We start from the raw sequence: 25,973 nt of genomic DNA, 5'->3' as shown, positions 1-25,973 counted from the left end.
CGCCGCCATCAGCTCCAACGGCGACCTCGGGCCCGGCGACGATGCGGGCCGCGCCGGCAACACCAATGCGTTGACTCTGCGCTGACCAGGCGAGCTACTCGCACTTTTGTCTGGTAGCCGCAGAGTCAATGGCGATGGGCGGCCTGTCGCCGCGTAACCCGCCGGTCCCTACCATCACGGGATGGACGTCACCGTCGTCGGAAGCGGACCCAACGGGCTGACCGCCGCTGTCATCTGCGCACGCGCCGGCTTGAGCGTGCAGGTCATCGAGGCGCAGCCGACGTTCGGCGGCGGCGCCCGCACCGCCGCCGACCCAGAGTTTCCCGGGGTATCGCACGACATCTGCTCGGCAGTGCACCCGCTGGCGCTCGCGTCGCCGTTTCTGGCGCAATTCGACCTGCCCGCGCGCGGTGTGCAGTTGGCGGTACCGGAGCTGGCATATGCCAACCCGCTACCCGACCGACCGGCGGCGATCGCTTACCACGATCTCGAACGGACCTGCGACGGCCTCGAGCACGGCGCGTCATGGCGGCGCCTGCTGGGCCCGCTGGTGGCTGACTCCGAAGCGGTGGTGGGACTGCTGCTCGGCGACAAACGCTCGGTGCCGACGGATGTGCTGCCGGCGCTGCGCTTGGGCCTACGGATGCTCGCGCAAGCCACCCCGGCGTGGCGGTCACTGGCCGGCGAAGACGCCCGCGCGCTCTTCAGTGGTGTTGCCGCCCACACGATTTCGCGGATGCCGTCTCTAGTGGCGGCAGCTGCCGGGCTGATGCTGTCGACGCTCGCCCATTCGGGTGGCTGGCCCATCCCGGTGGGCGGTAGTCAGGCGATCGCCGATGCGCTGATCGCCGATCTGCGAGCGCACGGCGGCGAACTGACCGCCGGTGTGGAGATCACCGAACCCCCGGGCGGTGTCGTGTTGTACGACACCGCTCCGACGGCGCTCTTGCGCATCTACGGCGATGCGCTGCCGGCCGGCTACGCGAAGGCGTTGCGCGGCTACCGCTTTGGCCCAGGGGTTGCCAAGGTCGATTTTGTGCTCAGTGATGACATCCCATGGTCCGACGAGCGGCTGGCGCACGTACCCACCTTCCACCTCGGCGGCACCCGCGCGCAGATGGCGCGTGCCGAATCGGAGGTAGCCGCCGGACGGCACGCCGAGTGGCCGATGGTGCTGGCTGCTACTCCGTACGTGTGCGATCCGGGCCGGATCGATACCGATGGACGCCGGCCGCTGTGGACTTACGCGCACGTGCCGTCGGGATCGCCAGTTGACCAAACCGATGCCGTCACAGCCATATTCGAGCGGTTCGCGCCCGGCTTCCGCGACGTCGTGGTCGCCGTTCGCAGCGTGCCCGCGGCACGGTTAGCCGATCACAACGCGAATTACGTCGGCGGTGACATCGGAATGGGCGGGAACTCCGCCTGGCGCGCGATCGTCGGACCGACGCCGCGGCTCAACCCGTGGACAACACCGATCCCTAAGGCGTACCTGTGTTCGGCGGCCACTCCCCCAGGCGGCGGCGTGCACGGCATGTGCGGCTACTACGCGGCGCGTACTGTGCTCAAGCGCGAGTTCGGGATCACCGCATTGCCTACCATGACGCCATGACGAAACTCGCGGTCATTTACTACTCCGCTACTGGCCACGGCACGACGATGGCGAAACGCGTTGCCGCCGCAGCCGAGTCCGCGGGGGCTGAGGTGCGGGTCCGCCCCGTCGCCGAAACCCGCGACCCGGAATCGTTTGCCAGCAATCCTGCCTGGACGGCGAACTATAAAGCCACCAAGCATTTACCGGTGGCCACCGGTGACGACATCGTCTGGGCCGACGCGGTGATCTTCGGCTCACCGACCCGATTCGGCTCGCCCGCATCGCAGTTGCGCAACTTCCTCGACTCGCTGGGCGGGTTGTGGGCCGACGGCAAGCTCGCCGACAAGGTGTATGCGGGCTTCACATCGTCGAACACCGTCCACGGTGGCCAAGAGACCACGCTGCTGGCGCTGTACATCACGTTGATGCATTTCGGCGGGATACTCGTGCCGCCGGGGTACACCGATCCGGCCAAGTTCGTCGACGGCAATCCCTATGGGGTGAGCCTGGTTTCCACCCACGACAACATCGAGGAATTCGACGACGCGACTAACGCGGCGCTTGAGCACCTGGCCCGGCGGGTGGTGTTAGTCGCCGACCGGCTGGCGCGTTGACCGCGCCGAGCGTGCGCTAACCCGGCGACACGCTCGGCGTGTCGGCCGGGGACACGCACGCTCGGCGCAAGCGGGGGGTTACGCCGTTTCGGTGATGGGGCGGTCGACCCAGCTCATCAGGTCGCGCAGTTTCTTACCGGTGACCTCGATGGGATGCTCGGCGTTCTCCTTGCGCAACCGCGCGAGTTCCTTGCCGCCGCCCTCGACATCGGCAACCAGCCTCTTGACGAAGCTGCCGTCCTGAATGTCGCGGAGGATTCCGCGCATCCGCTCCTTGGCGTCGGCGTCGATCACCCGCGGGCCCGACAGGTAGCCGCCGAACTCCGCGGTGTCGGACACCGAATAGTTCATCCGCGCGATGCCGCCCTCGTACATCAGGTCGACGATCAGCTTGAGCTCGTGCAGCACCTCGAAGTAGGCCATCTCTGGCGCGTAACCGGCCTCGACCATCACGTCGAACCCGGCCTTGACCAATTCCTCGGTGCCGCCGCACAACACGGCCTGCTCACCGAACAGGTCGGTCTCGGTCTCCTCTTTGAACGTCGTCTTGATGACGCCGGCGCGGGTGCCACCGATGCCTTTGGCGTAGGACAGCGCCAGCGCCTCGCCCTCGCCGGTGGGATCCTGGTCCACCGCGATCAGGCAAGGCACACCCTTGCCGTCGACGAATTGGCGGCGCACCAAGTGCCCCGGCCCTTTCGGCGCGACCATCCCCACGGTGATGTCGGCGGCCGGCTTGATCAGGTCGAAGTGAATGTTGAGCCCGTGGCCGAAGAACAGCGCATTGCCCGCCTCGAGGTTGGGCTCGATGTCGTTTGTGAAAATGTCGGCCTGCGCGGTGTCGGGCGCCAGCAGCATGATCACGTCGGCCCACTTGGCCACCTCGGCCGGGGTGTCGACCTCGAGCCCCTGCTCGGCGACCTTGGCCCGCGATTTCGAGCCTTCCTTCAGGCCCACCTTCACCTGGACGCCGGAGTCGCGCAGGCTCAGCGAGTGCGCGTGTCCTTGGCTGCCGTATCCGATGACGCCGACCTTGCGGCCCTGGATGATCGACAGGTCGGCGTCGTCGTCGTAGAACATCTGCACTGCCACTTGGCTTTTCTCCTATCTGTGGCGACCCGTCCCCCGCAAGCGGGCGTGCCCAGCGCCATTGCCACGCTGGCGATCGCCACGTCTCCTTATTAGTTATTTCGCGGTGCCGATGCCCCGCGGACCGCGGGACAGCGACACCAATCCGGATTGGACGATTTCGCGCACCCCGTAGGGTTCCAGCACCCGCAGCAGCGCCTCGAACTTCGCCGGGGTACCGGTTGCCTCGATGATGAGCGACTCCGGGGAGACGTCAATCACCCTGGTGCGGAACAGGTTCGCCGCTTCGATGATCTGGCCGCGAGTATTGGCGTCGGCGCGCACTTTGATCAGCGCCAACTCGCGGGCCACCGCATTGTCGTCCTCCTGTTCGACGATCTTGATGACGTTGACCAGTTTGTTGAGTTGCTTGGTGATCTGTTCCAGCACCGCGTCCTCGGCAGAGACGACGATCGTCATCCGGGACATGTCTTTTTGCTCGGTGGCGCCGACAGCCAGCGACTCGATGTTGAACCCGCGCCGGGAAAACAGCGCCGCAACGCGGGCAAGGACACCGGGTTTGTCTTCGACGAGGACCGAAAGGGTATGTGTCTTCATCAGGCATGCCCCTCGTTGCCTTCGTCGTCGAACAGCGGGCGGATTCCGCGGGCGGCCTGGATCTCGTCGTTGCTGGTGCCCGCGGCCACCATCGGCCACACCTGTGCATCGGCTCCGACGATGAAGTCGATCACCACCGGGCGGTCGTTGATCGCGCGGGCCTGGGCGATGACATCTGCCACGTCTTCCTCACGCTCGCAGCGCAATCCGACGCACCCGAGCGCCTCGGCCAGCTTGACGAAGTCGGGGATGCGGTGCGAGTGGGTCGCCAGATCGGTCTGCGAGTAGCGCTCTTGGTAAAACAGCGACTGCCATTGACGCACCATGCCCAGGTTGCCGTTGTTGATCAGCGCCACCTTGATCGGAGCGCCTTCGATGGCGCAGGTGGCCAGTTCCTGGTTGGTCATCTGGAAGCAGCCGTCGCCGTCGACCGCCCACACTTCGGCGTCGGGGCGGGCGATTTTGGCGCCCATCGCCGCCGGGATGGCGAAGCCCATGGTGCCCAGACCGCCGGAGTTGATCCAGGTGCGCGGATTCTCATAGGAGATGAACTGCGCAGCCCACATCTGGTGCTGCCCGACGCCGGCGACATACACGGCGTCGGGGCCGGCCATCTCGCCGAGGGTCGAGATCACGTATTCGGGGCTGAGGCTGCCGTCGCTCTGCGGCCCGTAGGACAGCGGGTAGGTGGACCGCACCTCCCGCAGGTATTCCCACCAGTCGTCGAGTTCGATGGCGGTCCCGTCGTGGCGCAGCGCCGCGATCAGATCGGTGATGACGGCTTTGACGTCGCCCACGATCGGCACATCGGCGTGCCGGTTCTTGCCGATCTCGGCCGGATCGATGTCGGCGTGGATGATCTTGGCCTCCGGCGCGAACGAGTCGAGCTTGCCGGTGACCCGGTCGTCGAAGCGGGTGCCCAACGCGATCAGCAGGTCACTGCGCTGCAGGCCCGCGACTGCGGCCACGGTGCCGTGCATTCCCGGCATGCCCAGATGCTGCGGGTGGCTGTCGGGGAAGGCGCCGCGGGCCATCAGCGTGGTCACCACCGGGATGCCGGTCAGCTCGGCCAGGTCACGCAATTGCTCGGTGGCGTCGCCGCGGATCACCCCGCCGCCGACGTAGAGCACCGGCTTGCGGGCGGCCGCGGTCAGCTTGGCGGCCTCGCGGATCTGCCGGTTGTGCGGCTTGGTGTTGGGCTTGTAGCCGGGCAGATCCATGCGCGGTGGCCAGCTGAACGTGCACTGGGCCTGCAGGATGTCCTTGGGAATGTCGACAAGCACTGCACCGGGGCGCCCGGTGGCCGCGATGTGGAAGGCCTCGGCGATCACCCGGGGGATCTCGTCGCCGTCGCGGACTAAAAAGTTGTGCTTGGTGATCGGCATCGTCACACCGGAGATGTCGGCCTCTTGAAAGGCGTCGGTGCCGATCAGCGACCGGCCGACCTGGCCGGTGATCGCCACCACCGGCACCGAGTCCATCTGCGCGTCCGCGAGCGGAGTGACCAGGTTGGTGGCACCGGGCCCTGACGTGGCCATGCAGACCCCGACTTTGCCGGTGGCGTGCGCGTAGCCGCTGGCGGCATGCCCGGCGCCCTGCTCGTGACGCACCAGCACGTGGCGCAGCTTCTGCGAGTCGAACAGCGGGTCGTATACCGGCAGCACGGCGCCGCCCGGAATGCCGAAGATGACCTCGACGTCGAGTTCCTCCAGCGACCTGATTACCGACTGCGCACCGGTAAGCTGGTGCGGCGCAACGTGGCTCGGCTGGGGGGCGACGGGTTTGGCTGCTGCAGACGCGCCGTTGGCAACCGGCGGTCTCGCCGATCGCTCCGATGGTCGCGTTATGGGTGCGCTCACTGTGTCCTCTTCAGGTGCTGGCAACAAAAAACCCCCGCCAGCTCTGCTGCACGAGGGGTTGCGCGTTGGTGCTCGAAGGCTAATCAGCTACCAACGCGCCGACCAAGTACTACGAGCATTTCGCGGCTGTCCATAGCGTTCGACGGTAGTCTCCGCACAGGTCAGCCGTCAAATCCGGGTTGCCGGCCCGCCCAGCGTTGAGATTGCGCACAGGGTCGCGGCTGCCCCTCCAGGCACAGCGCTGGACGCAATCTCACCGGGCGGTGACACAATGCAGCGGTGGCTTCCAGCTCACCCGCGACGTCCCCGGCGGTGATCAAGATATCGCCGATGGCCCACTTTGCGGTCGGCTTCTTCGCATTGGGTCTGCTGATACCGGTACTGACCTGGCCGCTGAGCGCGCCGCTGCTGGTGATACCAATTATCTTGTCGGCGTTGATCATTCGGCTGCGCACCGTCGCCGACCAGCAAGGCGTGAGGGTCCGCACGCTGCTCGGCACCCGGGCGGTGCACTGGGATCAGATCGACGGGTTGCGGTTCACCAAGAGTTTGTGGGCGCGGGCACAACTCAAGGACGACGGCGAACTGCGGTTGCCCGCGGTCACGTTCGCGACGCTCCCGGTGTTGACCGAAGCCAGCGGCGGCCGGGTACCCAACCCGTACGCCGGCTAGATCCGCTGGCCCCGGTTTACGTCAGCGGATTCGAGCCGTTGAGCAACACCCACATGCCGATACCGGCGCCGACACCTAACACCAGGGCCGCGAACGAGCCGATGAATGGCCGCCGCGCCCAGCCGCGACCAGCGTCGAACCCGTACCGGCCTGGGCCGATCAGGATGACGGCGGCGGCCATGACGATCAGCGTGAGCTCGTACTCGTGCCCATCAGGCAGGAAGAACGGAATCGATTGCGCGTCGGATTGGGCCGACACCCCGGCGATCAGGCCGTTGATCAGGTAGGCCAGCGCCCCGGCGGCAGCGACCGGCGTGAACAAGCCCAGCACCAGCAGAACTCCGGCGACGATCTGACCGCCGGCGGCGACATAGGTGAGGATGTCGGCGTGCTGGTAGCCGGCGTCAGCCAGGGAATTCTTGAATCCGGTCAGCCCCTGGCCGCCCCACCAGCCGAACAGTTTCTGCAGCCCGTGGGCGATCAGCACCGCGCCCAAGCCGACCCGCAGCACCAGCAAACCGAGATGCTGGGTGCCGCGACGGCCCGCTGCGCGGACGCGCTCGTCGTCGATACCCGGCCCGAGCTCGCCCGGCCCGAATACGGAGTGATGGCCGTTGTTCTGCGGCTGGACATACGGCAGGGCGCCTAGTGGTTCCTGGCCGCCGATGACGCCGTATCCGTTGCCGGGCAGCCGCATATTCCCGGAATCTGGGGACATGCCGGCGGCGGCGTCGTAGTGCGGAATGGTGGTCGTCTCGAAATCGCCTGCATAGGTGGCTGACGGCAGGTCGTCTTCCGGGTCGACCAGGCTCGCTACGGCCGGGCGTCCCGGAGTTGGCGCCTCGGAGCTGTCCGGCCGCCGCCAACGTGTGTCATGCGATTGACTCGTCACGCGTGTCAGGGTAAGGGCAGTTCGGCCGAGATTGGGGATTTGAGCGGCGCTTTTACCAGACTGATGCCTGTCTAGGGCGCCCTGACGGCCGCCGAGGGGCCTCCCGGGCGGCTCACGCCAGCGGGTTGGCGCCGTTGAAGAGCGCCCAGAACCCAATTCCGCCGCCGACGCCGACGAGCAGCGCCGCGGACGATCCGATGAACGGGCGACGGGCCCAGCCCCGGCCCGCATCGAACCCGTAAAGTCCCGGGCCGGCAAGGATAATCGCGACCAGCGCGATGATGAGCATGATGTGATATTCGTTGCCGCCGGGCAGGAAGAAGTTGAGATGCCCGTGCTGTCGCTGTGTCGTGATGTCCGCCAACAGGCTGTTGACCAGGTAAGCCAGCGCGCCGGCAGCGACCACCGGGGTAAACAACCCGAGAACCAAAAGCGCACCGGCCACGATCTGGGCACCGGCAGCCAGATAGCTCAGGATGTCGGCGTGCTGAAACCCCAATTCGGTCAGCGAGTTTGTGAATCCGTCGATGCCCGGCCCGTCCCACCAGCCGAACATTTTCTGCATGCCGTGAATGACCAGCACGACACCCACACCCACCCGCAGCACCATGAGGCCCAGATGCTGCGTGCCGCGCTGCCGCGCCATTTTCAGCCGCGGGTCGTCTAACAGCCGCGGCTGCACGGACGGCGGCAGTTCACGGTCGACGGCGGCCGGCTGGTCCAGGTCCTCCTCGACATCTTCGGCCGCCTCGTCGACGGGCTCGTCGCGCGCGATCGCCGTCGTTTCGGAGTCCTCGTCGTCGGCCGGCTCCACCTCGACCTCGGGCTCGACCACCTCGGGCTCGCGAGACTCCGGCGGACGGGTCTCCCGCGGCGGCTCCGGCGGACGGGATTCCCGCGGCGGCTCCGGTGCACGGGATTCCCGCGACGGCTCCGGCGGACGGGTCTCCCGCGGCGGCGGAGCGGGCTTGCGCGCCGGTGACGCCTCAACATCCTCAAGCCGGTGAAAGCGGGTGAAGCCATAGGGATCGCCGGTCACCGTGTCAGCCTAAGTGCAAGCAACCTGCGAGACGAGGGTTTTGTATCACGGCTTGATCGGTCCGTTATTCGCCGCTGGCGGCGCGTCGGCGGGACGCCATGGCGGGCGCCGCAGCGTTGTCCGTACCCTTGCGGACATGCAGGTATGGCGGTCGGCCCGGTGCGCGCTTGGCGCGCTGTCGGCGGCGCTGCTCGTCGTGAGTGGATGCGCACGGTTCAACGACGCCCAGTCGGAGCCGTTCACCACCGAGCCGCAGCGGCATGCGCCCGCGAGCTCGACGCCTCCGCCGCCGCCGCCGCTGCCGGCCAAGCCATTCCCCAAAAAGTGCCCGGCCCCGGGTGTGATGCAGGGCTGCCTGGAAAGCACCAGCGGCCTCATCATGGGCCCGGACAGCAAGTCGGCACTGGTCGCCGAACGCACCACCGGTGCCGTCAAGGAGGTCTCGGTCAGCGCCGAGCCCAAGGTCAAAGTCGTGATCCCGGTCGACCCCTCCGGCGACGGCGGGCTGATGGATATCGTGCTGTCGCCGACCTACCAGCAAGACCGGTTGATGTACGCCTACATCAGCACGCCCAGCGACAACCGGGTCATTCGGATCGCCGACGGCGACATCCCCAAAGACATTCTGACCGGAATCCCTAAGGGCGCCAATGGAAATACCGGGGCGCTGATCTTCACCAGCCCCACCACGCTGGTCGTGCTCACCGGCGACGCCGGCAACCCCGCGATGGCCGAGGACCCAGGCTCGATGGCGGGCAAGGTGCTGCGGATCGAGCAGCCGACCACTTTGAACCAGGCGCCGCCGACCACCGCGCTCAGCGGACTCGGCGCCGGCGGCGGGGTGTGCACCGACCCGGTTGACGGCTCGCTGTACGTGGTCGACCGCGCGCCCACTGCAGACCGTTTGCAGCGCATCACCCGCGATTCGAAGGTTTCTACCGTCTGGACCTGGCCGGACCGGCCCGGCGTTGCCGGATGTGCCGCGTTGGACGGCACCGTGCTGGTCAACCTGATCAACACCAAGCAGACGGTGGCCATCCACCTTGCTCCGGCAACCGGTGCGGTCACCGGCGAGCCCGACGTGGTCCGTCAGGACACGCACGCCCACGCCTGGGCGTTGCGGATGTCGCCGGACGGCAACGTGTGGGGCGCGACGGTCAACAAGACAGCCGGAGACGCCGAGAAACTCGACGACGTGGTGTTCCCGCTGTTCCCGCAGGGCGGCGGATTCCCCCGGGCCAACGAGGACAAAACGTAATAGCCGTTTGGTTCTAGGCTTCGTGGCCCGGTTCCATGTCGAGCACGTCGGAGAAACTGACGAGATCATCAGCGCGCTTCGGCGCATACCCGGCGATCGGTTCGAGCAAGTAGCCCATGTGGTCGCCGACGTCGAGCCGGCTCAGTGTTTTTCCGACGAACCAGGCGACGGCATCGTCGAGAATCGGCATCCCGGCCGGGCCGGTGTGCCAGGCGCACCGCTCGAATTTGTCGATCTCATCCCCGGTTTGGCCGCCGAAGAGGTGGGCTAACTCGAGGTCGCGCCGCGACAGCAGATGGACCGCCACATGCTCGGTCCGGCTCGCCACTCGAAAGGTGTGGTTGCGTTTGGATATGCCGACGAGAAACCGCGGCGGCGCCAAGCTGGTCTGGGTGGCGAAGCCGACCAGACAGCCCGACGAGTGGCCGTCGGCTTGGGTGGTGACCACGAACATCGTGTAGTCCAACAGGCCGACCAGCCGGTCGAATGAGTCATCGTCCACACAGCCATCATGGACCGCTGAGGGCTACCGGCGCGCGAGCCGCCGATTGGTGGCCGTCAGCTGGCGTGCCGTCGCATCGGACAATGCCTGAATCTGCTCGGGCCACAGCCGGCCGCACAGCCTGTCCCAATGCACCGCGACCTCGTCGCCAACGGCCACGTCGGGCACCGCGCTGTATCCGTCGGCCCATACATCGAGTCGCCGCACTGACGGTTGGGACAGGTCCAGCGCGTGGCCGTCCCACTGCAGCGCGCGACACGATACGTCGACGTCGTCACCATCGCGGGAAACAACTGTGCCCCAGGTAATTCGGCAACTATCCAGCACGTTCAACGGGTGCTCGTCGAGACCGCGGCCCAACAGCCGCGACCACGGATACACCGCAAATACATGGAAGCAGTGGTTGGCAGCGGCCTCGCCCACCAACTTCGAATCGAGATGCGACCAGTAGCGGCCGGCCTGCGGGCCGATGATCGAGAGCAGTTCGTCGATGAACTCGGCCGGGTTCAGCTCGGCGCCGAGACCACCGCCGAGCCAGTATGACTCGACGAGTCGGTAGTCCAGCGGATCGGCGATGCCGGTCATCCTGGACAGCACCTGCAAATAAGGCCATGCCCCAGAGAATTTCCGCGCGGCGATCCGCACGTCGTCGACCGAGCCGTCCCGCAGCGTGGCGCCCAACGGCGGCCCGCAATAACCCAGCGCGTTGGGAGCGTAGGCGTAGCGGGCGAACATCTCCGCCCCGCGGGTATCCACCGATGCGATCAGGTTCGGGATCCCACCAGCTTGACGGCATCACGGTGCATCCGGCCGAAGTTGTAGTAGGCCGCACACGCGCCCTCCGGAGACACCATGCAGGTGCCGATCGGGGTTTCGGGCGTACACGCGGTGCCGAAAACCTTGCACTCCCAAGGTTTGAGCACGCCCTTGAGTACTTCGCCGCATTGGCAGGCTTTGGGATCGGCGACCCGCACGCCGGGCATCGCGTAGCGCAGCTCGGCATCGAACTCGGCGAAATCATCATGCAGCCGTAGTGCGCTCTGCGAGATGAAGCCCAACCCGCGCCATTCGAAGTGCGGGCGCAGCGCGAAAACCGTCCCCATCAACTTCAACGCCGCGGGATTGCCCTGCTCGGGCACCACCCGCGAGTACTGGTTCTCGATTTCGCAACGGCCCTCGCGGATTTGGGTCAGCAACATCGCGACCGACGCCAAGATGTCCAGCGGTTCGAACCCGGACACCACCAGCGGCTTGTGATAGACGTCGTTGACGAACCGATACGGCCGTATCCCGACCACCGTCGACACATGTCCGGGGCCGATGAAGCCGGACAGCCGCAAATCCGGCGACTCGAGGATGGCTTTGATCGGCGGCACGATCGTGACGTGGTTGCAGAACACGCTGAAGTTGGTCAGGCTCAAATCGCGGGCCCGCACCAACGTCACCGCGGTGGACGGCACGGTGGTTTCGAACCCGACCGCGAAAAACACCACCTGCTTGTCTGGGTTGTCGACCGCGACCTTCAGGGCGTCCAGCGGAGAATAGACGAACCGCACGTCGGCGCCACGGGCCTTGGCGTTGAGCAGGTTTCCGTTGGAGCCGGGCACCCTCATCATGTCGCCGAAGCAGGTGAAGATCGTGTCGGGTTGCTCAGCCAGCCACATGGCGTCGTCGATGCGGCCCATCGGGATCACGCATACCGGACACCCCGGGCCGTGCACCAACTCGACATTCTCCGGCAGCAGATGTTCGATGCCGTGCCGGTAGATGGTGTGGGTGTGTCCGCCGCACACCTCCATGAACTTGAAGTGCTCGTCCTCACCGGCCAATCGTTTGATCGCGGCGATCAGTTTGCGTGCGGCCGCGGGGTCACGGAACTCGTCAACGAATTTCATAGCTATCCCTTCACACGATGGCCGAGGAATCGAAGGCTTCCATTTCGGTGGTATAGGCGTCACCGAGCTTCTTGACGGCCGCAAGCGTCAGCAGCGCTTCGGTCTCGTCGATCTTGGCCATCGCGAAACCGACATGTACCAGCACCCAGTCGTCGGGTTCAGGCATGTCCTTTTCCAGCAGCCGCACCGAGATGGTGCGCTGCACACCGCTGACGTCGACTTTGGCCAAATAGTTGTCGACATCGGTGATTTCGACGATCCGCCCCGGAATCCCAAGACACATTTCAGAGCTCCTTATCTCAACAGATCCGCGGCAGCGGGTCGCCGACAAGCATGTCGACGATCCGGGAACCGCCGAACCCGGTTTGCACCACCACGGTTTCCGCGGGTTCCTCGACGATTTCCCCAACCTCAGCCGCTTCGGCGCCAAGCGGGTGCGAGCGCAGGGCGGCCAGCCCGGCCTCCGCCTCGTCGGCGGCCACGACCGCGACGAACTTGCCCTCATTGGCGACGTAGAGCGGGTCGATGCCCAACAGCTCGCAGGCGCCGCTGACCATGGGGTGGATCGGCAACTTGTCCTCTTCGAGGACCACCGCCAACCCGCAGGCCTGGGCCAGTTCGTTGCAGACGGTCCCGACACCGCCGCGGGTCGGGTCGCGAAGCCAGCGGGTGGACGGCGCGGCAGCCAACAGCAGTTCCACCAGCGGGCTCACCGACGCGGTGTCGGAATGGATGTCGGCTTCGATGGCTAGATCGCCGCGGGCCAGCATCACCGCCATCCCGTGATCTCCCATCGACCCGGACAGCAGTACCTTGTCGCCCGGACGGACCGACTCCGCTGACAGGTGGCGGTCCGCCGGGATGACGCCGACGCCGGTGGTGGTGACGAACATGCCGTCGGCGGCGCCTTTGGGCACCACCTTGGTGTCGCCGGTGACGATCTGCACACCTGCCGCAGACGCCGCATCGGCCATGTCGGCGACGATCTCCTTCAGTTCCGCGATCGGAAAACCCTCTTCGAGGACGAACGCCGCTGAAATCCATTGCGGCACCGCACCGGCGACCGCAAGGTCGTTGGCGGTACCGTGCACGGCGAGCTCACCGATCGAGCCGCCCGGAAATCGCCTGGGCTGCACCACAAACGAATCGGTCGACATGACCAGCCGCTCGCCGCTGGGCAGCGTGAGGACTGCGCCGTCGCCGAGCGACTCCAGCAGCGGATTGCGAAACGCCTCCATGAACACCGCATCCACCAGCGCCGCCGACGCCTTTCCACCGGCGCCGTGCGCGGTCGTCACGTGATCGTCAAGCAGCCGGGGCCGGCGTTTACGGAACGTTTCGATCCGTTCGATCACCTCGCCTTCGGCGAATTTCGGCCCCGATGACAAGTATTCGTTGGCTGACTTAGTCATGCCACTCCCACCCCCAGCTGTTCGTGGACCCTCAGCCACAGCTCATAGCCCAGCAGCGCCTGCGACTCCTGTATCCGGTGCACGCTTTGCGAGTGGACGACAAAGCAGGCGTCCACGTCCCGGCTTGTCGCGAACGCACCGCCGTCGTAGCCGGCGAAGCCGATGGTGTACATGTCACGATGACGGGCTTCGGCCAGCGCTGCCATCAGGTTTGGGGAACTGCCGCTGGTCGACATCGCGATCGCGATGTCGCCGGCTTTCGCGCGGGCGATCAACTGCCGGGCGAACACCAACTCGAACCCGACGTCGTTGCCCAGCGCGGTCATGATCGCCTGGTCGGCGGTCAATGACCATGCGGGCAGCGGCTTTCCGAGCGGCGGGCGGGCGAACAGCCGCGCCAACGTGGTGCAATCGGTACAGCTTCCGCCATTGCCGAAGGTGAACAGCCGGCCGCCGGCGCCAAAACGAGCTGCCATCTCGGCGGCGGCAGCGGCGACGAGTTCGGTGTTTTCCTCCAGCGTGGAGCGGCGCAACCTCAAGCTTTCGGTCGCCTTCGCTTGCGCCGACGCGGTCAGGTCGGCGAGCAGCGACTTGGGGTCGTCCTCCTGGGCGTCGATGAACGGATACAGGAAGTTGGTGGGCTCGTCAGTCATGTCACCTCCTCACTAACGCGGCTGATCGCGGTGCCGGCATGCACCAGCACGAGCTCGCCGGCGGCGACGGGGTCGACAAGGGTGGTGGCGACGGACTCGACGCCCTTGGCGGTGCGCACCGCGGCCATGCCGTCGGTCGACGCCGCGACCACTTCACCGAGCCGACCTTCGTCGCTGCAGGTGACGCACACGTCGTCGGTGCATGCGGCGTCCTCCTTCAGCAGCCCGGGATGCTCGAAGCAGACGTGGGTCAACTCCCACAGCAGGTGGTAGAACAGCACGAAGCCGCCGGTCGCCGGCACCCTGGGGTCGGGGTCGTCGAGCCACAGCACATGGTCGGCCATTCCCGCCTCGGGTCGCTCGCCACTGCCGATCCAGATGGTGGTGGCGCCCCAGGCCGGGCATCGGCGCATCACCGAGCGCACGTCGGGGTCGTCGGCGCCCGACACCGCGATCACGATGTCGCCCGGCACTACCGAAATCCGAACCAGATCAACCAGGTCGGCTCCGATCAGAGCGACCGCCGGCAGTGCCCGCTTGCCCATGATCACCGGGTGCACGAACTCGACCGCGATGTGTAAGGCATGCGGCTCCCACGACGGAGCTATCGACCACATGGTGGCGCCGGCCGCGAACCGGCGGGCCAGCGTGAGTGCGGTGGCCGCGAGATCGGCGGTCAGCTCGGCGCCCAGCCCGCGGTCAATCGCGGTGGTAGTCATGTCAAATCAGTCCCCCTTAGCTCGGATTGCGATGCCAGCGCGGTCAGCACCGAGACCGCGGCCTGGCCGAGTGCGAGTCCACCGTCGTTGGGTGGGACCGCCCTGTGGATCAACACCTCAAAGCCTGCCTGCTGCAACCGTTGTCGGCATGCGCGCAGCAGCAGCACGTTTTGGAAGACGCCGCCGCTAAGACCCACCAGTCGCACGTCGCCGGCGGCCCGGTCGACCGACTCGGCAACCGCGACGGCGACCGCGTGATGGAACCCGGCTGCCAGCGACGCGGTTTCGACACCTGCGCGCAGGGCTGCAACGATCGCGCGAATCATGTCGCGCGGGTCGATCCCCCCGTCGTCGCCCACTGCCAGGCGCAGTTCGGCCGGGGTGTGCGCGGATTCGGCCAGCACTTCGAGTTCGATGGCGGCCTGCCCCTCGTAATCGATGTGGTGTCGCACCCCCAGCAGGGAAGCGACGGCGTCGAACAGCCGGCCCATGCTCGAACACGGCACGCAACCGACGCCGGTTTCCAATTGCGAACGGACGACCCCTAATTCGGCTTGGGTGGCCGCGGCCACCGGCGGCAGATCGGTGGCCCAGTCGATGCCGGCCGTCCATAACTGGGACAGCGCCATGCGCCACGGATTGCGCACGGCGGCGTCACCGCCGGGCAGCGGCACCGCAAGCAGGTGACCGGCCCGGGTGAACCGATGGCTCTGCGGTCCGAGGGCAAGGATCTCCCCGCCCCAGATGGTGGCGTCGCAACCGTAGCCGGTGCCGTCGAACGAGACACCGATGACGGGTTCGCCGAGCCGGCCGTGCTCGGCCAACAGCGAGACGACGTGCGCGTGATGGTGCTGCACGAGATCCAGCGGGCGCTCACCGACGTGCCCCTCGGCCCAGCTTCGGGTCTGATAACCCGGATGCAGATCGGCAGCCAACCGCACTGGCTGACAACGAATTTCGCTGAGCTGACTCACCGCACGCTCGAAGGCTCGTAGGGTTTCCAGGGTTTCCATGTCGCCGATGTGCCCGGACAGGTAGGCGCGGGAACCGTCGGTCAGGCAGAAAGTGTTCTTCAGTTCCCCGCCGACGGCCAGCACCGAGGGTCCTTCGTCGCCGAGGTCGACGGGCAGCGGCGCGTAGCCGCGGGAGCGGCGGATCGGTAGTTCGCGGCCGTCGACGACGCGGACCACCGAGTCGTCGCACGGCACGTGGATCGGCCGATTGTGGTCGAGCACCGCGTCGCAGAGCGGCGCCAGGCGGCGCGCCGCATCGTCGTCGGTGAAACAGATGGGTTCGTCGGAACGGTTGCCACTGGTCATGACCAGCGCGTCGAGTTCGGACGTCAGCAGCAGGTGATGAATTGGCGTGTAGGGCAGCATGATTCCGAGCAGCGGGCTGCCCGGCGCGACGGCGTCGGCGACCGGGGCGTCCATGCGGCGGCGCAGCAACACGATCGGTCGGGCCGGGCTGAGCATGATCGCGGCCTCGGTGTCGTCGATGTGCGCGTAGCGGCGTGCGACGTCGAGATCTCGGACCAACATCGCGAAAGGCTTGGCGCCGCGGGCCTTACGGCCCCGCAGCCCCGTTACCACCGCTTGGTCGTCGACCACGCAGGCCAGGTGGTAGCCCCCGATGCCCTTGATCGCGACGACGGCTCCGGTGGCCAGCGCCTGTTGGGCGGCGGCCAGCGCCGCGTCGCATCCGGGTATCCGCTCGGCGCCCCGCTGCAACCACAGCGATGGCCCGCAATCCGGGCAGGCGATCGGCTGGGCGTGGAACCGGCGGTCGGCAGGGTCGTGGTATTCGGCGGCGCAGCGGTCACACATGGCGAAGCTCGACATGGTGGTGCCCGGACGGTCATACGGCAGTTCGCGGATGATGGTGAACCGCGGTCCGCAGTTGGTGCAGGTGATGAACGGGTGCCGGTATCGGCGGTCGGCGGGGTCGAAGAGTTCGGCGAGGCACTCGTCGCACACCGCGATGTCGGGTGGAATCGGCGTGCCGGTCCCCGGGGCAATCCGGCTGTCCACAATGCGGAATCCGGTATCGCCGTTTGCCTGGATGTCGACGACGGAGACCGCGCTGATGCGCGCCAGCGGCGGCGCCTCGGATCGCAATCGGCGACCGAATTCGTCAACGCGCGCAGCGGGGCCCTGCGCTTCGACGAACACCGCACCCGAATCGTTGCCGACGAACCCGACGAGACCCAGTTCGCTGGCCATGCGGTGGACGAACGGGCGGAATCCGACGCCCTGGACGACACCGGTGACGGTGAAACGCTGCCGAACGTCGTCGGGGTGCAGCAACAGCGTGCCGGTCATAGCAGCCGCCGCAGGTCGGTGGGCAGTGGGCAGCCGGGCGGCTCAAGAACTCCGCCGCACCGATTAATCCACCCGTCAGCACACGTCGCGATCACACCGTTTCGTCAGTCACGGCTTTCCCCGACCAAACCCATCGTAGGCGCGTCAGACGCGCGTGGGTGGAGCTTTAGCGCATGCGATTAGCCAGGGCCAGAGTCGGCGCTACTGGCATGCGGCCAGCACCAGCTCGCGCACTCGCGCCGCGTCGGCCTGACCCTTGGTGGCCTTCATGACCGCACCGACGATCGCACCCGCCGCGGCGACTTTGCCGCCGCGAATCTTTTCGGCCACGTCAGGATTGGCGGCCAGCGCCTCGTCGACCGCCGCCTGGATCAGCGAATCGTCACGCACCACGGCCAAGCCTCGGGCGGTCATGACCTGTTCGGGCTCGCCTTCCCCGGCCAATACACCCTCGATTACTTGGCGGGCCAGCTTGTTGGACAGCTTGCCCTCGTCCACCAGCGCGATCACCGCGGCGACCTGCTTGGGGGTGATGGCCAGTTCGTCGAGGTCGACGCCGGCCTCGTTGGCCTTCTGCACCAGAAAGTTGCCCCACAGCGCACGCGCGGCCTCGCTCGGCGCGCCGTGTTCGACGGTCGCGATGACCAAGTCGACGGCACCGGCGTTGACCAGGTCGCGCATCACCTCGTCGGAAACGCCCCACTCCTGCTGAATTTGCTTGCGGCGCAACCACGGCAGCTCGGGGATGGTGTGGCGCAGCCGCTCGACGAGCTCGGCGTCGGGCGCGACGGGTTCCAGGTCCGGCTCCGGGAAATAGCGGTAGTCTTCGGCGGTTTCCTTGGTGCGTCCCGGGCTTGTGTAACCGCTTTCGTGGAAGTGCCGAGTCTCCTGGGTGATCCGGCCGCCGGCCGCCAGCACAGCGCCTTGGCGCTGCATCTCGTAGCGCACGGCGACTTCGACGCTTCGCAGCGAGTTGACGTTCTTGGTCTCGGTGCGGATACCGAATTCGCTGGCCCCGATTGGCTTGAGCGACACGTTGGCGTCGCAGCGCATGGAGCCCTGATCCATCCGCACGTCGGAAACACCCAACGCACGCAACAAGTCTCGCAACGCTGTCACGTAGGCACGGGCGATCTGCGGGGCCCGCTCACCGGCTCCTTCGATGGGTTTGGTGACGATTTCGATCAGCGGTACGCCGGCACGGTTGTAGTCGATCAGCGAACCGGTAGCGCCTTCGATGCGTCCGGTTTCGCTGCCCAGGTGCGTCAGCTTGCCGGTGTCTTCTTCCATATGCGCGCGTTCGATCTCGACGCGCCAGGTGGTGCCGTCTTCGAGTGGCACGTCGAGGTAGCCGTTGACGGCGATCGGCTCGTCGTACTGAGAAATCTGGTAGTTCTTCGGCATGTCCGGGTAGAAGTAGTTCTTCCGAGCAAACCGGCACCAGGGCACGATTTGGCAGTTCAGCGCCAGTCCGATCCGGATCGCCGACTCGACTGCGGCTTGGTTGAGCACCGGCAGCGAGCCGGGCAGGCCCAGACATACCGGGCACACCTGGGTGTTCGGCTCGGCGCCGAATGCCGTCGCGCAGCCGCAGAACATCTTGGTGGCCGTGGACAGCTCGACGTGCACCTCCAAGCCGAGCACCGGCTCGTAGCGTGCCAGGACATCGTCGTAGTCGAGCAGCTCAGCTGCGGCAACAGTCACAGCCCCGATCCTAATGACGACCGCGAGCCCGGCGACGCCGGGCGCTGCGGGTCAGATCAGGCCGGCGCGCCCGCCTGCTCGTCGGAACAGTCGACGATCCGTTCATGTGCGGTGAGCAGAAGATGGTCGAACGCCGATCGCGAGGGGATGGCCTCGCGCCCGGCCTCGCAGAAGTCCTCGGTGACCTGCTCGGCGAGCTACCGCAGCTTGACGTTGGTTTCTTGGGACCGCCACTTGAGCAGGTCGAAGGCGGCGTCGGCGTCGATCCCGTACACCAGCATCAGCATCCCCTTGGCCCGTTCGATGACGGCCCGGTTGCCGGTGATCTCCGCGACCCGCGCGGAGATGATGTCGTCGTCGCGCGACGGGCCTGAGGTCGCGGTGAGGTCCACGTAGTAGCCGTGGGTGCCGATGACCGCACCAGTGTCGTCGATGAGCTTGTCCCCCACCACCACGACATGGTGCACGGTGCCGCTGGTGTCAAGAATGCGATGGCGGGTGCTGAACGCCCGATGCGTGTGCAGAATGTCGTCGATGGTTGCGGCCACCTCACGCCGATCATCCGGATGCTTGTGCGACAGCACCAATTCCGTGGTGGGAGTCACTGTCCCGGGCTCGTAGCCGTGCATGCGCTGCACCTGCTCCGACCATTCCCAGCGCTGGTCTTCGAAGTAGAAACGGAACGATCCGACGCGTTGCGGCGCGCCGCCGGCAAGCGCCTGCTCCGTCTCAGCGGTCTCACCGTTTAGTTCGGCAGCCACCACGCCCGCCCTGTCCGGATCGGTTGGCGGTCGTGCGTCTGGTTTGCCGGCGAATGACCTTCGGCGCGTCGTCGCTCCGCAGCGGCGCCGCACTGTTCCAGGTAGTCGGTTGCGGCGCGCCGCAGATCGAGCGCCCGTTCGTGTTCCCGCTTGGCCCGTTTGATCGCGCCGGCCACGTCGGGTTTGCTGAACGCCCGCTGGTGACGGCCGGCCAGTGCGCCGAGTCGCCGGGCTGTGCGGGCTCGGTGCGCCTTCTGCCGACAAGCCGGCGAGCAATAAATCGCGTCCGAACGAGCGCAGAAGTCGATGCCGCAGACGCCGCAGGTCAACGTCCTTGCAACCATGGCCGTTACGTTACAGTTAAGTGTTACGTAACGGCTAGAGATTCAGCGGAAATCGGTGTCGAACGTCGTTGCGTCGCCGGCGGTGGGGAACAGGTCGGCCAGCGAGGCCGCCATCTGCAGGTAGCGCCGCCTGCTCTCCCGGCTCAACCGCTGCAGGGTGATCTCTTTGCCCTCATGCACGTGCCGATCAAACGGCAGCTCCACCACGCGTTCGGACGGGAACCGCCCGGCCAACTGCTGCAATTCTTTGCTCACGACGGGGCCCGGCTTTCCTGGCTCGGTGTGGTTGACCGCCAGGACCGTCGCCTCGATCAGTTTCCGATACTCGTTGTTTGCCAGCCACTGCATGGTGGTTCGGGTCTTCTTGATCGCGTCGACGGAAGCGCTGGTGACCACCACCAGCGCTCGTGCCTCGCGCAGAACTGCCTCCGTCACACCCGATTTCAGGTCCCGCCCGCAGTCGATCAGCATCACCGAATAATGTTGCCGCAGTAGCGAGAACGCCTTGACAACGTGGTCGCGGTCGATTCGCCAATCGCTGTACGCGTAATCGGGGATTCCCAAAACCTCTAAACCAGCACTGTTTTGGTAGGTGTGAGCTCGCAGGTCCGGATACTGCGTGACCGAGCGATCGGCGAGTAAGTCGACCAGGTTCAGCGAGTTGCGATGGCCATGACGATCGGCCAGACCGCCGGCGTCGAGATCCGCCGCCAGGACGTGGTCGTCGCGGGCGTCGGCGAACGTCGAGCCCAGTGCCTCGACGACGACGGTCTTGCCGACACCGCCCTTGAGGTTGAGAACCGCGATCGGAAATGGGCTGTCCACCGATGCCCGGATTCGGGTGCGCAGCGCGGGTTCGTCGGTGCGGGTTTTGCCGGGGCTGCTGTCGGTCGGCGTCAGTCGGACCAGCAGGCTCCGCCAGTCGCGTTTGGCCGGGGCCGGGGTGTCGTGGTCTGGGCGGCTGTCAGGGGCGACGGGGCTAGGCGCCGGCCGATCAACTACAGGCGGCTGCGCCCGGATCACCGGTACCGTCGCGCGGGTGTCCGCCGGCGACGGCGGCCGGTAGGTGGGGGTGTCGTCTCGGGGCTGTGACACGGCGCCCGGCGCGGACCGTGTTGGCCGAACCTGTCGGCCCGGCGAAGGCCGGCGCCGCGGCGGCGGACCTTGCGATTGCGCCGACGGGGCCGGCTGTTGAAGTACGCCGCGACCGGTACCGCGGTTGTTCATAACCCCGACCGTAGCACCGGTTGAGGGGTCGAAAACCCAAGGAATATCTGGAATTTCGTGAAGAATTCGTGGCCCGCGGGTAAACAGCAGGCGACAGGACCTGCGCTAGCCGAAGAAGGCGGCGGCGTCGTCGTAGCGGCTCTGCGGTACCAGCTTGAGTTGTCGCACCGCGTCGGCCAGCGGCACCCGGCCGATGTCCTGACCCCGCAATGACACCATCTGACCGTATTCGCCGGCGTGAGCGGCATCGGCGGCGTTCACACCGAACCGCGTCGCCAGCACCCGGTCGTAGGCGGTCGGGGTGCCGCCGCGCTGCACGTGGCCCAGCACGGTCACCCGCACGTCTTTGTTGATGCGCTTTTCGACCTCGACTGCCAGCTGTGCGGCCACCCCCGTGAACCGCTCGTGACCGAACTCGTCGAGGCCCCCTTCGGCCAGCGTCATCGAACCCGCGGCCGGTTTGGCGCCCTCGGCGACCACGCAGATGAAGTGCGAGTCGCCGCGTTGGAAACGCTGCTTGACCAGTCGGCACACCTCTTCGATGTCGAAGGGTTGTTCGGGAATCAGGGTCATGTGGGCGCCGGAGGCCAGCCCGGCGTTCAGCGCGATCCAGCCGGCGTGCCGGCCCATCACCTCCACCAGCATCACCCGCTGATGCGATTCGGCGGTGCTGTGCAAGCGGTCGATGGCGTCGGTGGCCACAGTCAGAGCCGTGTCATGGCCGAAAGTCACGTCCGTGCAGTCGATGTCGTTGTCGATCGTCTTCGGCACACCGACGACGGGCACGTTCTCCTCGGACAGCCAGTGCGCGGCGGTCAGCGTGCCCTCACCGCCGATCGGGATCAACACGTCGATGCCGTTGTCATCCAGCGTCTGCTTGATCTGGTTCAGGCCGGCCCGCAGTTTGTCGGGATGCACTCGGGCGGTGCCGAGCATCGTGCCGCCCTTGGCCAGCAGTCGGTCATTGCGGTCGTCGTTGCGCAGTTGGAGGCGGCGGTTCTCCAACAGCCCCCGCCAGCCGTCCTGGAACCCGACCACCGACGAGCCGTACCGGGCGTCGCAGGTGCGCACCACCGCCCGGATGACCGCGTTGAGCCCTGGACAGTCGCCGCCTCCGGTGAGAACCCCGATCCGCATAGCCCCATCTTGCCGGGTGGCGAGCGCCGAGATCGACGTTAGGGACACCTTCACTCGAACTTTTCCGCGCTGACGTCGATCTCGACGGCGCGAAGCGACTAGATCGCGGATGGCAGCGGGCCGCGGGCCGTTTCGTAGGCTGCCGCGACCCGGTAGAGCCGGTCGTCGGCCAGCGCCGGCGCCATGATTTGCAGCCCGACCGGTAGGTTGTCGTCCGGCGCGAATCCGGACGGCACCGACATCCCGCACTGGCCGGACAGGTTCAGCGGCAGCGTGCACAGGTCGAACAGATACATGGCCAGCGGGTCGTCGACCTTCTCGCCGAGTGCGAATGCGGTGGTCGGTGTGGTCGGCGACACCAGCACGTCGACGGATCGATAAGCCTCGTCAAGATCACGCGCGATCAGTGTGCGCACCTTCTGCGCCTGGTTGTAGTAGGCGTCGTAGTAGCCCGCCGACAATGCGTAGGTGCCGATCATGATGCGCCGCTTGACCTCTGGACCGAACCCGGCGGCGCGGGTCAGCGCCATGACCTCCTCGGCGCTGTGCGTGCCGTCGTCGCCGACCCGCAGCCCGTAGCGCATGGCGTCGAAGCGGGCCAAGTTGCTGGAGACCTCCGACGGCAAGATCAGGTAGTAGGCGGCCAGTGCGTAATCGAAATGCGGACAGTCGACTTCGGTCACCTCGGCGCCGAGCGCAGTCAGCTGCTCGACGGCACCGTGGAACGACTCCAGCACGCCGGGCTGATAACCCTCGCCCCGCAGCTGTCGCACAACGCCGACCCTCACCCCGCTGAGGTCGCCGGACGCGCCGGCCTTGGCCGCGGCCACGACATCGGGCACCGGGGCGTCAATGGACGTCGAGTCTTTGGCGTCGTGGCCGGCGATCACCTGGTGCAGCAGCGCGGTGTCCAAGACGGTGCGCGCACAGGGACCGCCCTGATCCAGCGACGACGCGCAGGCCACCAGCCCGTATCGCGACACGGTGCCGTAGGTGGGTTTGACGCCGACCGTCGCTGTCAGCGCGGCCGGCTGGCGGATCGAGCCGCCGGTGTCGGTGCCAATGGCCAGTGGCGCCTGAAACGCCGCCAGCGCCGCAGCGCTGCCACCGCCCGAACCACCGGCCACCCGTTCGACGTCCCAGGGGTTGCGGGTCGGGCCGTAGGCGGAGTTCTCCGTCGACGAGCCCATCGCGAACTCGTCCATGTTGGTCTTGCCGAGGATGGGAATGCCCGCTGCTCGCAGCCTGGCGGTGACGGTGGCGTCGTAGGGCGAACGCCAGCCGTCCAGGATTTTCGACCCGCAGGTGGTGGGCATGTCGATGGTGGTGAACACATCCTTGAGCGCCAGCGGCACCCCGGCCAACGGGGAGGGCAGCTCGTCGCCGGCGGCTACTGCCTTGTCGACCGCCTCGGCTGCCGCCAACGCTTTGTCAGCTGCGACATGCAAGAAGGCGTGATACCGATCATCGGTGGCCTCGATCTGGTCCAGGCAGGCCTGAGTGATTTCCACCGACGACAGTTCGTTGGCCGCGATCTTGGCGGCCAACGTCGCGGCGTCCAACCGAAGGATGTCGCTCACTGGCTTTCCCCGAGGATCTGCGGGACGGCGAAGCGGCCGTCGACGGCTTCGGGGGCCTGGTCGAGTGCTTCCTGCTGAGTCAGGCACGGCGCGGGCTCGTCGGGCCGGGTCACATTGACGTCCTTGAGCGGGTTGTCGGTCGGTTCGACGCCGGCGACGTCGACGGCCTGGATCGCGCTGACGTGGGTCAGGATGGCGTCGAGTTGGCCGGCGAAGCTGTCCAGTTCGGCGTCGGTCAACGCCAGCCGGGCCAGCCGGGCCAGGTGGGCCACCTCGTCACGGGAGATCTGGGACACGGGGGTTCAGCCTAGCTCGGCGACGATGCAGAGCGCGCAGCGCGATGAGGAGGAGCCGGGCCATCCAGCCGCGCCCGGCGACGATGCAGAGCGCGCAGCGCGATGAGGAGGAGCCGGGCCATCCAGCCGCGCCCGGCGCCGTCGAGCGTGAAGTTAGCGTGACGTTCGGCGCCGAGCGTGACGGTAGCGTGACGCTCGGCGGGCAGGGCGTCGACGGCTGTGCGACAGTGTGCGCGTGCCTTCCTATCTGCTGCGGGTCCGGCTGGCCGATCGACCGGGTAGCCTCGGCTCGCTGGCGGTCGCGCTGGGCTCGGCGGGCGCCGACATCTTGTCGCTCGACGTGGTCGAGCGCGGCTCCGGCTATGCGATCGACGACCTGGTGGTCGACCTGCCAGCCGGGTCGATGCCGGACAGATTGATCACCGCCGCTGAAGCGCTCAGCGGGGTGTGGGTAGACAGCGTTCGCCCGCACACCGGGCTGCTGGAGGCACACCGCGAGCTGGAGCTCATCGATCACATCGCCGCTGCCGGCGACACGGCGGCCAAGCTGCAGGTGCTGGCCGACGAGGCACCGCGCGTCCTGCGGGTGGGCTGGTGTGCGGTGCTGCGCCGTTCGGGCGAACAACTTCAGTTCGTCGTCGGCAGCCGCGGCGCCCCGGAAACCCAGCTCGACGAGGCGCCATGGCTACCGCTCGAACGTGCCATCGCTCTCGACGGCACCGCGAACTGGGTGCCGCAGCTGTGGCGCGATATGGACACCACCCTGGTCGCGGCGCCACTGGGCGAACCGCATACCGCGGTGTTGCTGGGGCGACCGGGCGGTCCGGCCTTCCGGCCGTCGGAGGTGGCGCGGCTCGGCTACCTGGCCGGCATCGTGGCGACGCTGCTGCGCTGAGCGCGCGGCTTAGCCTTTGGCCCGTTCGCGGGCAGCGCGAGCAGCAGGCGAATGCTGCAGATATTCCATCGCCATCTGGGTGGACGCCTCGGTGCTGGGGTGATGGCTGGGCCGTAGATAGCGGAGTTGCGCGGTCACGATCAGCTGCCACGGCCCCGGCAGTCGGTATTGCCGGGCGGCGCGCAGCCAGTCTCGCCAGCGTGGTTTGGCGTCGACGGTTGGGTCGCGGGCCATCAAGAACCGCGCTCCCGCGAGCCAGCGGAACAAGAAAATCGGCGCGGTGGCCAGCATCGTCGACGCCCTCAGCAGATAGTTGCCGCAGAGGTTTTGATAGACGTCGAACACCAGTGACCGGTGCTCGATCTCCTCGGCGCCGTGCCAGCGCAGCAAGTCGAGCATGACCGGGTTGGCTCCGGCGTAGTCGAGGCCACCGTTTTGAATCACCCACTGCCCCAACACCGCGGTGAAGTGTTCGAGCGCCGCGACGACCGCCAGGCGCCGGTACAGCCACCACCGCTGCAGTGGCTTCGGCCAATTCGGACGCTGATCACCGAGTCTGGACAACCATTTCTGGAGATTTTCGGTGTACGCCGTGGTATCGATGCCCTGCTCCGCCAAGTGGTCGAGCACCAACTGGTGGGCAAAGGCATGCCACGATTCCTGCTGGATGAATGGCTTGATGGCCGCCCGCAAACCCGGATCGTCCACCATCGGCTCGGCCTCGTTGACGACCTGGATGAACCACCGCTCGCCCGCCGGCAACAACAAGTGCAGCACGTTCATCATGTGGGTGGAGAACGGGTCGCCGGGCACCCAGTGCAGCGGGGTGTCCGACCAGTCGAAGCGAACTTTCCGGCGATACGTCGGCCATCCGTCTTGGTGTATCTCGACCTGAGTCATCGGCAATCCCCGT

The 25,973-nt window shown here is 66.9% G+C and carries 25 protein-coding genes and 1 pseudogene; 5 read left to right on the top strand and 21 right to left on the bottom strand.

What is annotated here, in order from left to right; all coding sequences use genetic code 11:
• The first annotated feature begins 181 nt into the window (after positions 1 to 181).
• Together A5707_RS09810 and wrbA are read left to right on the top strand one after the other, a co-directional pair.
• Positions 182 to 1,612, top strand: coding sequence for a phytoene desaturase family protein (locus A5707_RS09810; protein ID WP_065014304.1), 1,431 nt, complete (start codon positions 182 to 184; stop codon positions 1,610 to 1,612).
• A complete protein-coding gene (gene wrbA / locus A5707_RS09805) occupies positions 1,609 to 2,208 on the top strand; it encodes an NAD(P)H:quinone oxidoreductase (protein ID WP_065014303.1) in 600 nt (199 codons plus the stop codon). The genes A5707_RS09810 and wrbA overlap by 4 nt, the downstream gene beginning before the upstream one ends.
• Before the next feature lie 78 nt (positions 2,209 to 2,286).
• Here wrbA and ilvC read toward each other — a convergent pair whose 3' ends face one another.
• The 3 genes from ilvC to A5707_RS09790 form a co-directional block, all read right to left on the bottom strand.
• Entirely contained in the window at positions 2,287 to 3,288 is a 1,002-nt protein-coding gene (gene ilvC, locus A5707_RS09800) for a ketol-acid reductoisomerase (protein ID WP_156657741.1), read from the bottom strand.
• A gap of 105 nt (positions 3,289 to 3,393) precedes the next feature.
• Positions 3,394 to 3,894: an acetolactate synthase small subunit gene (ilvN, locus tag A5707_RS09795; protein WP_065014301.1), complete on the bottom strand. Its 501-nt coding sequence runs from the start codon at positions 3,892 to 3,894 to the stop codon at positions 3,394 to 3,396.
• The gene (locus A5707_RS09790; protein WP_065014300.1) at positions 3,894 to 5,753 is read right to left on the bottom strand and encodes an acetolactate synthase large subunit; all 1,860 of its coding nucleotides are present in this window, start codon (positions 5,751 to 5,753) and stop codon (positions 3,894 to 3,896) included. Before A5707_RS09790 ends, ilvN begins: the two co-directional genes overlap by 1 nt.
• Before the next feature lie 330 nt (positions 5,754 to 6,083).
• Here A5707_RS09790 and A5707_RS09785 point away from each other — a divergent pair, with 330 nt between their 5' ends.
• On the top strand, positions 6,084 to 6,425 hold the full coding sequence (locus A5707_RS09785) for a PH domain-containing protein (RefSeq protein WP_065014343.1): 342 nt from the start codon (positions 6,084 to 6,086) through the stop codon (positions 6,423 to 6,425).
• A 16-nt stretch (positions 6,426 to 6,441) separates the two neighbouring features.
• Here A5707_RS09785 and A5707_RS09780 read toward each other — a convergent pair whose 3' ends face one another.
• Positions 6,442 to 7,317 carry a DoxX family protein gene (locus A5707_RS09780; protein ID WP_065014299.1) on the bottom strand — a complete coding sequence of 292 codons (876 nt, stop codon included), beginning with the start codon at positions 7,315 to 7,317 and terminating at the stop codon, positions 6,442 to 6,444.
• A gap of 112 nt (positions 7,318 to 7,429) precedes the next feature.
• Positions 7,430 to 8,152 carry a DoxX family protein gene (locus A5707_RS24435; RefSeq protein ID WP_065014342.1) on the bottom strand — a complete coding sequence of 241 codons (723 nt, stop codon included), beginning with the start codon at positions 8,150 to 8,152 and terminating at the stop codon, positions 7,430 to 7,432.
• 340 nt (positions 8,153 to 8,492) lie between these two features.
• Here A5707_RS24435 and A5707_RS09770 point away from each other — a divergent pair, with 340 nt between their 5' ends.
• Positions 8,493 to 9,614 (top strand): PQQ-dependent sugar dehydrogenase, encoded by a 1,122-nt coding sequence (locus A5707_RS09770; RefSeq protein ID WP_065014298.1) that lies wholly within the window; start codon positions 8,493 to 8,495, stop codon positions 9,612 to 9,614.
• Positions 9,615 to 9,627: 13 nt separating this feature from the next.
• Here the strand turns inward: A5707_RS09770 and A5707_RS09765 are convergent, their stop codons facing one another.
• From A5707_RS09765 to gatC, 15 genes and pseudogenes are all read right to left on the bottom strand, one after another.
• The gene (locus tag A5707_RS09765; RefSeq protein ID WP_156657736.1) at positions 9,628 to 10,116 is read right to left on the bottom strand and encodes a flavin reductase family protein; all 489 of its coding nucleotides are present in this window, start codon (positions 10,114 to 10,116) and stop codon (positions 9,628 to 9,630) included.
• Positions 10,117 to 10,140: 24 nt separating this feature from the next.
• Positions 10,141 to 10,872, bottom strand: a complete 732-nt coding sequence (locus A5707_RS09760) for a DUF6390 family protein (RefSeq protein WP_269455145.1) — start codon at positions 10,870 to 10,872, stop codon at positions 10,141 to 10,143.
• 8 nt (positions 10,873 to 10,880) lie between these two features.
• Positions 10,881 to 12,011, bottom strand: coding sequence for a hydrogenase formation protein HypD (gene hypD / locus A5707_RS09755; protein WP_065014296.1), 1,131 nt, complete (start codon positions 12,009 to 12,011; stop codon positions 10,881 to 10,883).
• 10 nt (positions 12,012 to 12,021) lie between these two features.
• Positions 12,022 to 12,294, bottom strand: coding sequence for a HypC/HybG/HupF family hydrogenase formation chaperone (locus tag A5707_RS09750; RefSeq protein ID WP_065014295.1), 273 nt, complete (start codon positions 12,292 to 12,294; stop codon positions 12,022 to 12,024).
• A gap of 16 nt (positions 12,295 to 12,310) precedes the next feature.
• Positions 12,311 to 13,423 (bottom strand): hydrogenase expression/formation protein HypE, encoded by a 1,113-nt coding sequence (hypE, locus tag A5707_RS09745; protein WP_082969369.1) that lies wholly within the window; start codon positions 13,421 to 13,423, stop codon positions 12,311 to 12,313.
• On the bottom strand, positions 13,420 to 14,076 hold the full coding sequence (locus A5707_RS09740) for a D-sedoheptulose-7-phosphate isomerase (protein WP_065014294.1): 657 nt from the start codon (positions 14,074 to 14,076) through the stop codon (positions 13,420 to 13,422). The genes hypE and A5707_RS09740 overlap by 4 nt, the downstream gene beginning before the upstream one ends.
• Entirely contained in the window at positions 14,073 to 14,795 is a 723-nt protein-coding gene (locus A5707_RS09735) for a HypC/HybG/HupF family hydrogenase formation chaperone (protein ID WP_065014293.1), read from the bottom strand. The genes A5707_RS09740 and A5707_RS09735 overlap by 4 nt, the downstream gene beginning before the upstream one ends.
• A complete protein-coding gene (hypF, locus tag A5707_RS09730; RefSeq protein ID WP_065014292.1) occupies positions 14,792 to 17,116 on the bottom strand; it encodes a carbamoyltransferase HypF in 2,325 nt (774 codons plus the stop codon). Before hypF ends, A5707_RS09735 begins: the two co-directional genes overlap by 4 nt.
• 201 nt (positions 17,117 to 17,317) lie before the next feature.
• Entirely contained in the window at positions 17,318 to 18,835 is a 1,518-nt protein-coding gene (gene gatB / locus A5707_RS09725) for an Asp-tRNA(Asn)/Glu-tRNA(Gln) amidotransferase subunit GatB (RefSeq protein WP_419866408.1), read from the bottom strand.
• Positions 18,836 to 18,876: 41 nt separating this feature from the next.
• Positions 18,877 to 19,581, bottom strand: a pseudogene (locus tag A5707_RS09720) (PAS and ANTAR domain-containing protein).
• Positions 19,566 to 19,925, bottom strand: a complete 360-nt coding sequence (locus A5707_RS09715) for a hypothetical protein (protein ID WP_065014290.1) — start codon at positions 19,923 to 19,925, stop codon at positions 19,566 to 19,568. The pseudogene A5707_RS09720 and the gene A5707_RS09715 overlap by 16 nt, the downstream one beginning before the upstream one ends.
• A 42-nt stretch (positions 19,926 to 19,967) precedes the next feature.
• The gene (locus tag A5707_RS09710; protein WP_232000684.1) at positions 19,968 to 21,020 is read right to left on the bottom strand and encodes a MinD/ParA family ATP-binding protein; all 1,053 of its coding nucleotides are present in this window, start codon (positions 21,018 to 21,020) and stop codon (positions 19,968 to 19,970) included.
• Positions 21,021 to 21,257: 237 nt separating this feature from the next.
• Positions 21,258 to 22,289, bottom strand: a complete 1,032-nt coding sequence (locus A5707_RS09705) for an ATP-dependent 6-phosphofructokinase (protein WP_065014288.1) — start codon at positions 22,287 to 22,289, stop codon at positions 21,258 to 21,260.
• A gap of 98 nt (positions 22,290 to 22,387) precedes the next feature.
• Positions 22,388 to 23,869 carry an Asp-tRNA(Asn)/Glu-tRNA(Gln) amidotransferase subunit GatA gene (gene gatA / locus A5707_RS09700; RefSeq protein WP_065014287.1) on the bottom strand — a complete coding sequence of 494 codons (1,482 nt, stop codon included), beginning with the start codon at positions 23,867 to 23,869 and terminating at the stop codon, positions 22,388 to 22,390.
• Positions 23,866 to 24,165: an Asp-tRNA(Asn)/Glu-tRNA(Gln) amidotransferase subunit GatC gene (gatC, locus tag A5707_RS09695; RefSeq protein WP_065014286.1), complete on the bottom strand. Its 300-nt coding sequence runs from the start codon at positions 24,163 to 24,165 to the stop codon at positions 23,866 to 23,868. The genes gatA and gatC overlap by 4 nt, the downstream gene beginning before the upstream one ends.
• A 235-nt stretch (positions 24,166 to 24,400) precedes the next feature.
• Between gatC and A5707_RS09690 the strand changes: the two genes are divergently transcribed.
• Entirely contained in the window at positions 24,401 to 25,060 is a 660-nt protein-coding gene (locus tag A5707_RS09690; RefSeq protein WP_065014339.1) for an amino acid-binding protein, read from the top strand.
• Positions 25,061 to 25,069: 9 nt separating this feature from the next.
• On the opposite strand, the gene A5707_RS09685 is transcribed toward A5707_RS09690, so the two are convergent.
• The gene (locus tag A5707_RS09685) at positions 25,070 to 25,960 is read right to left on the bottom strand and encodes a metal-dependent hydrolase (protein WP_065014285.1); all 891 of its coding nucleotides are present in this window, start codon (positions 25,958 to 25,960) and stop codon (positions 25,070 to 25,072) included.
• Positions 25,961 to 25,973: the final 13 nt, after the last annotated feature.

This window comes from Mycobacterium kyorinense (assembly GCF_001672775.1).
GTDB lineage: Bacteria > Actinomycetota > Actinomycetes > Mycobacteriales > Mycobacteriaceae > Mycobacterium > Mycobacterium kyorinense_A.
The sequence above is the reverse complement of the archived record's forward strand: the minus strand, read 5'-3'. Positions and strand labels throughout refer to the sequence as shown.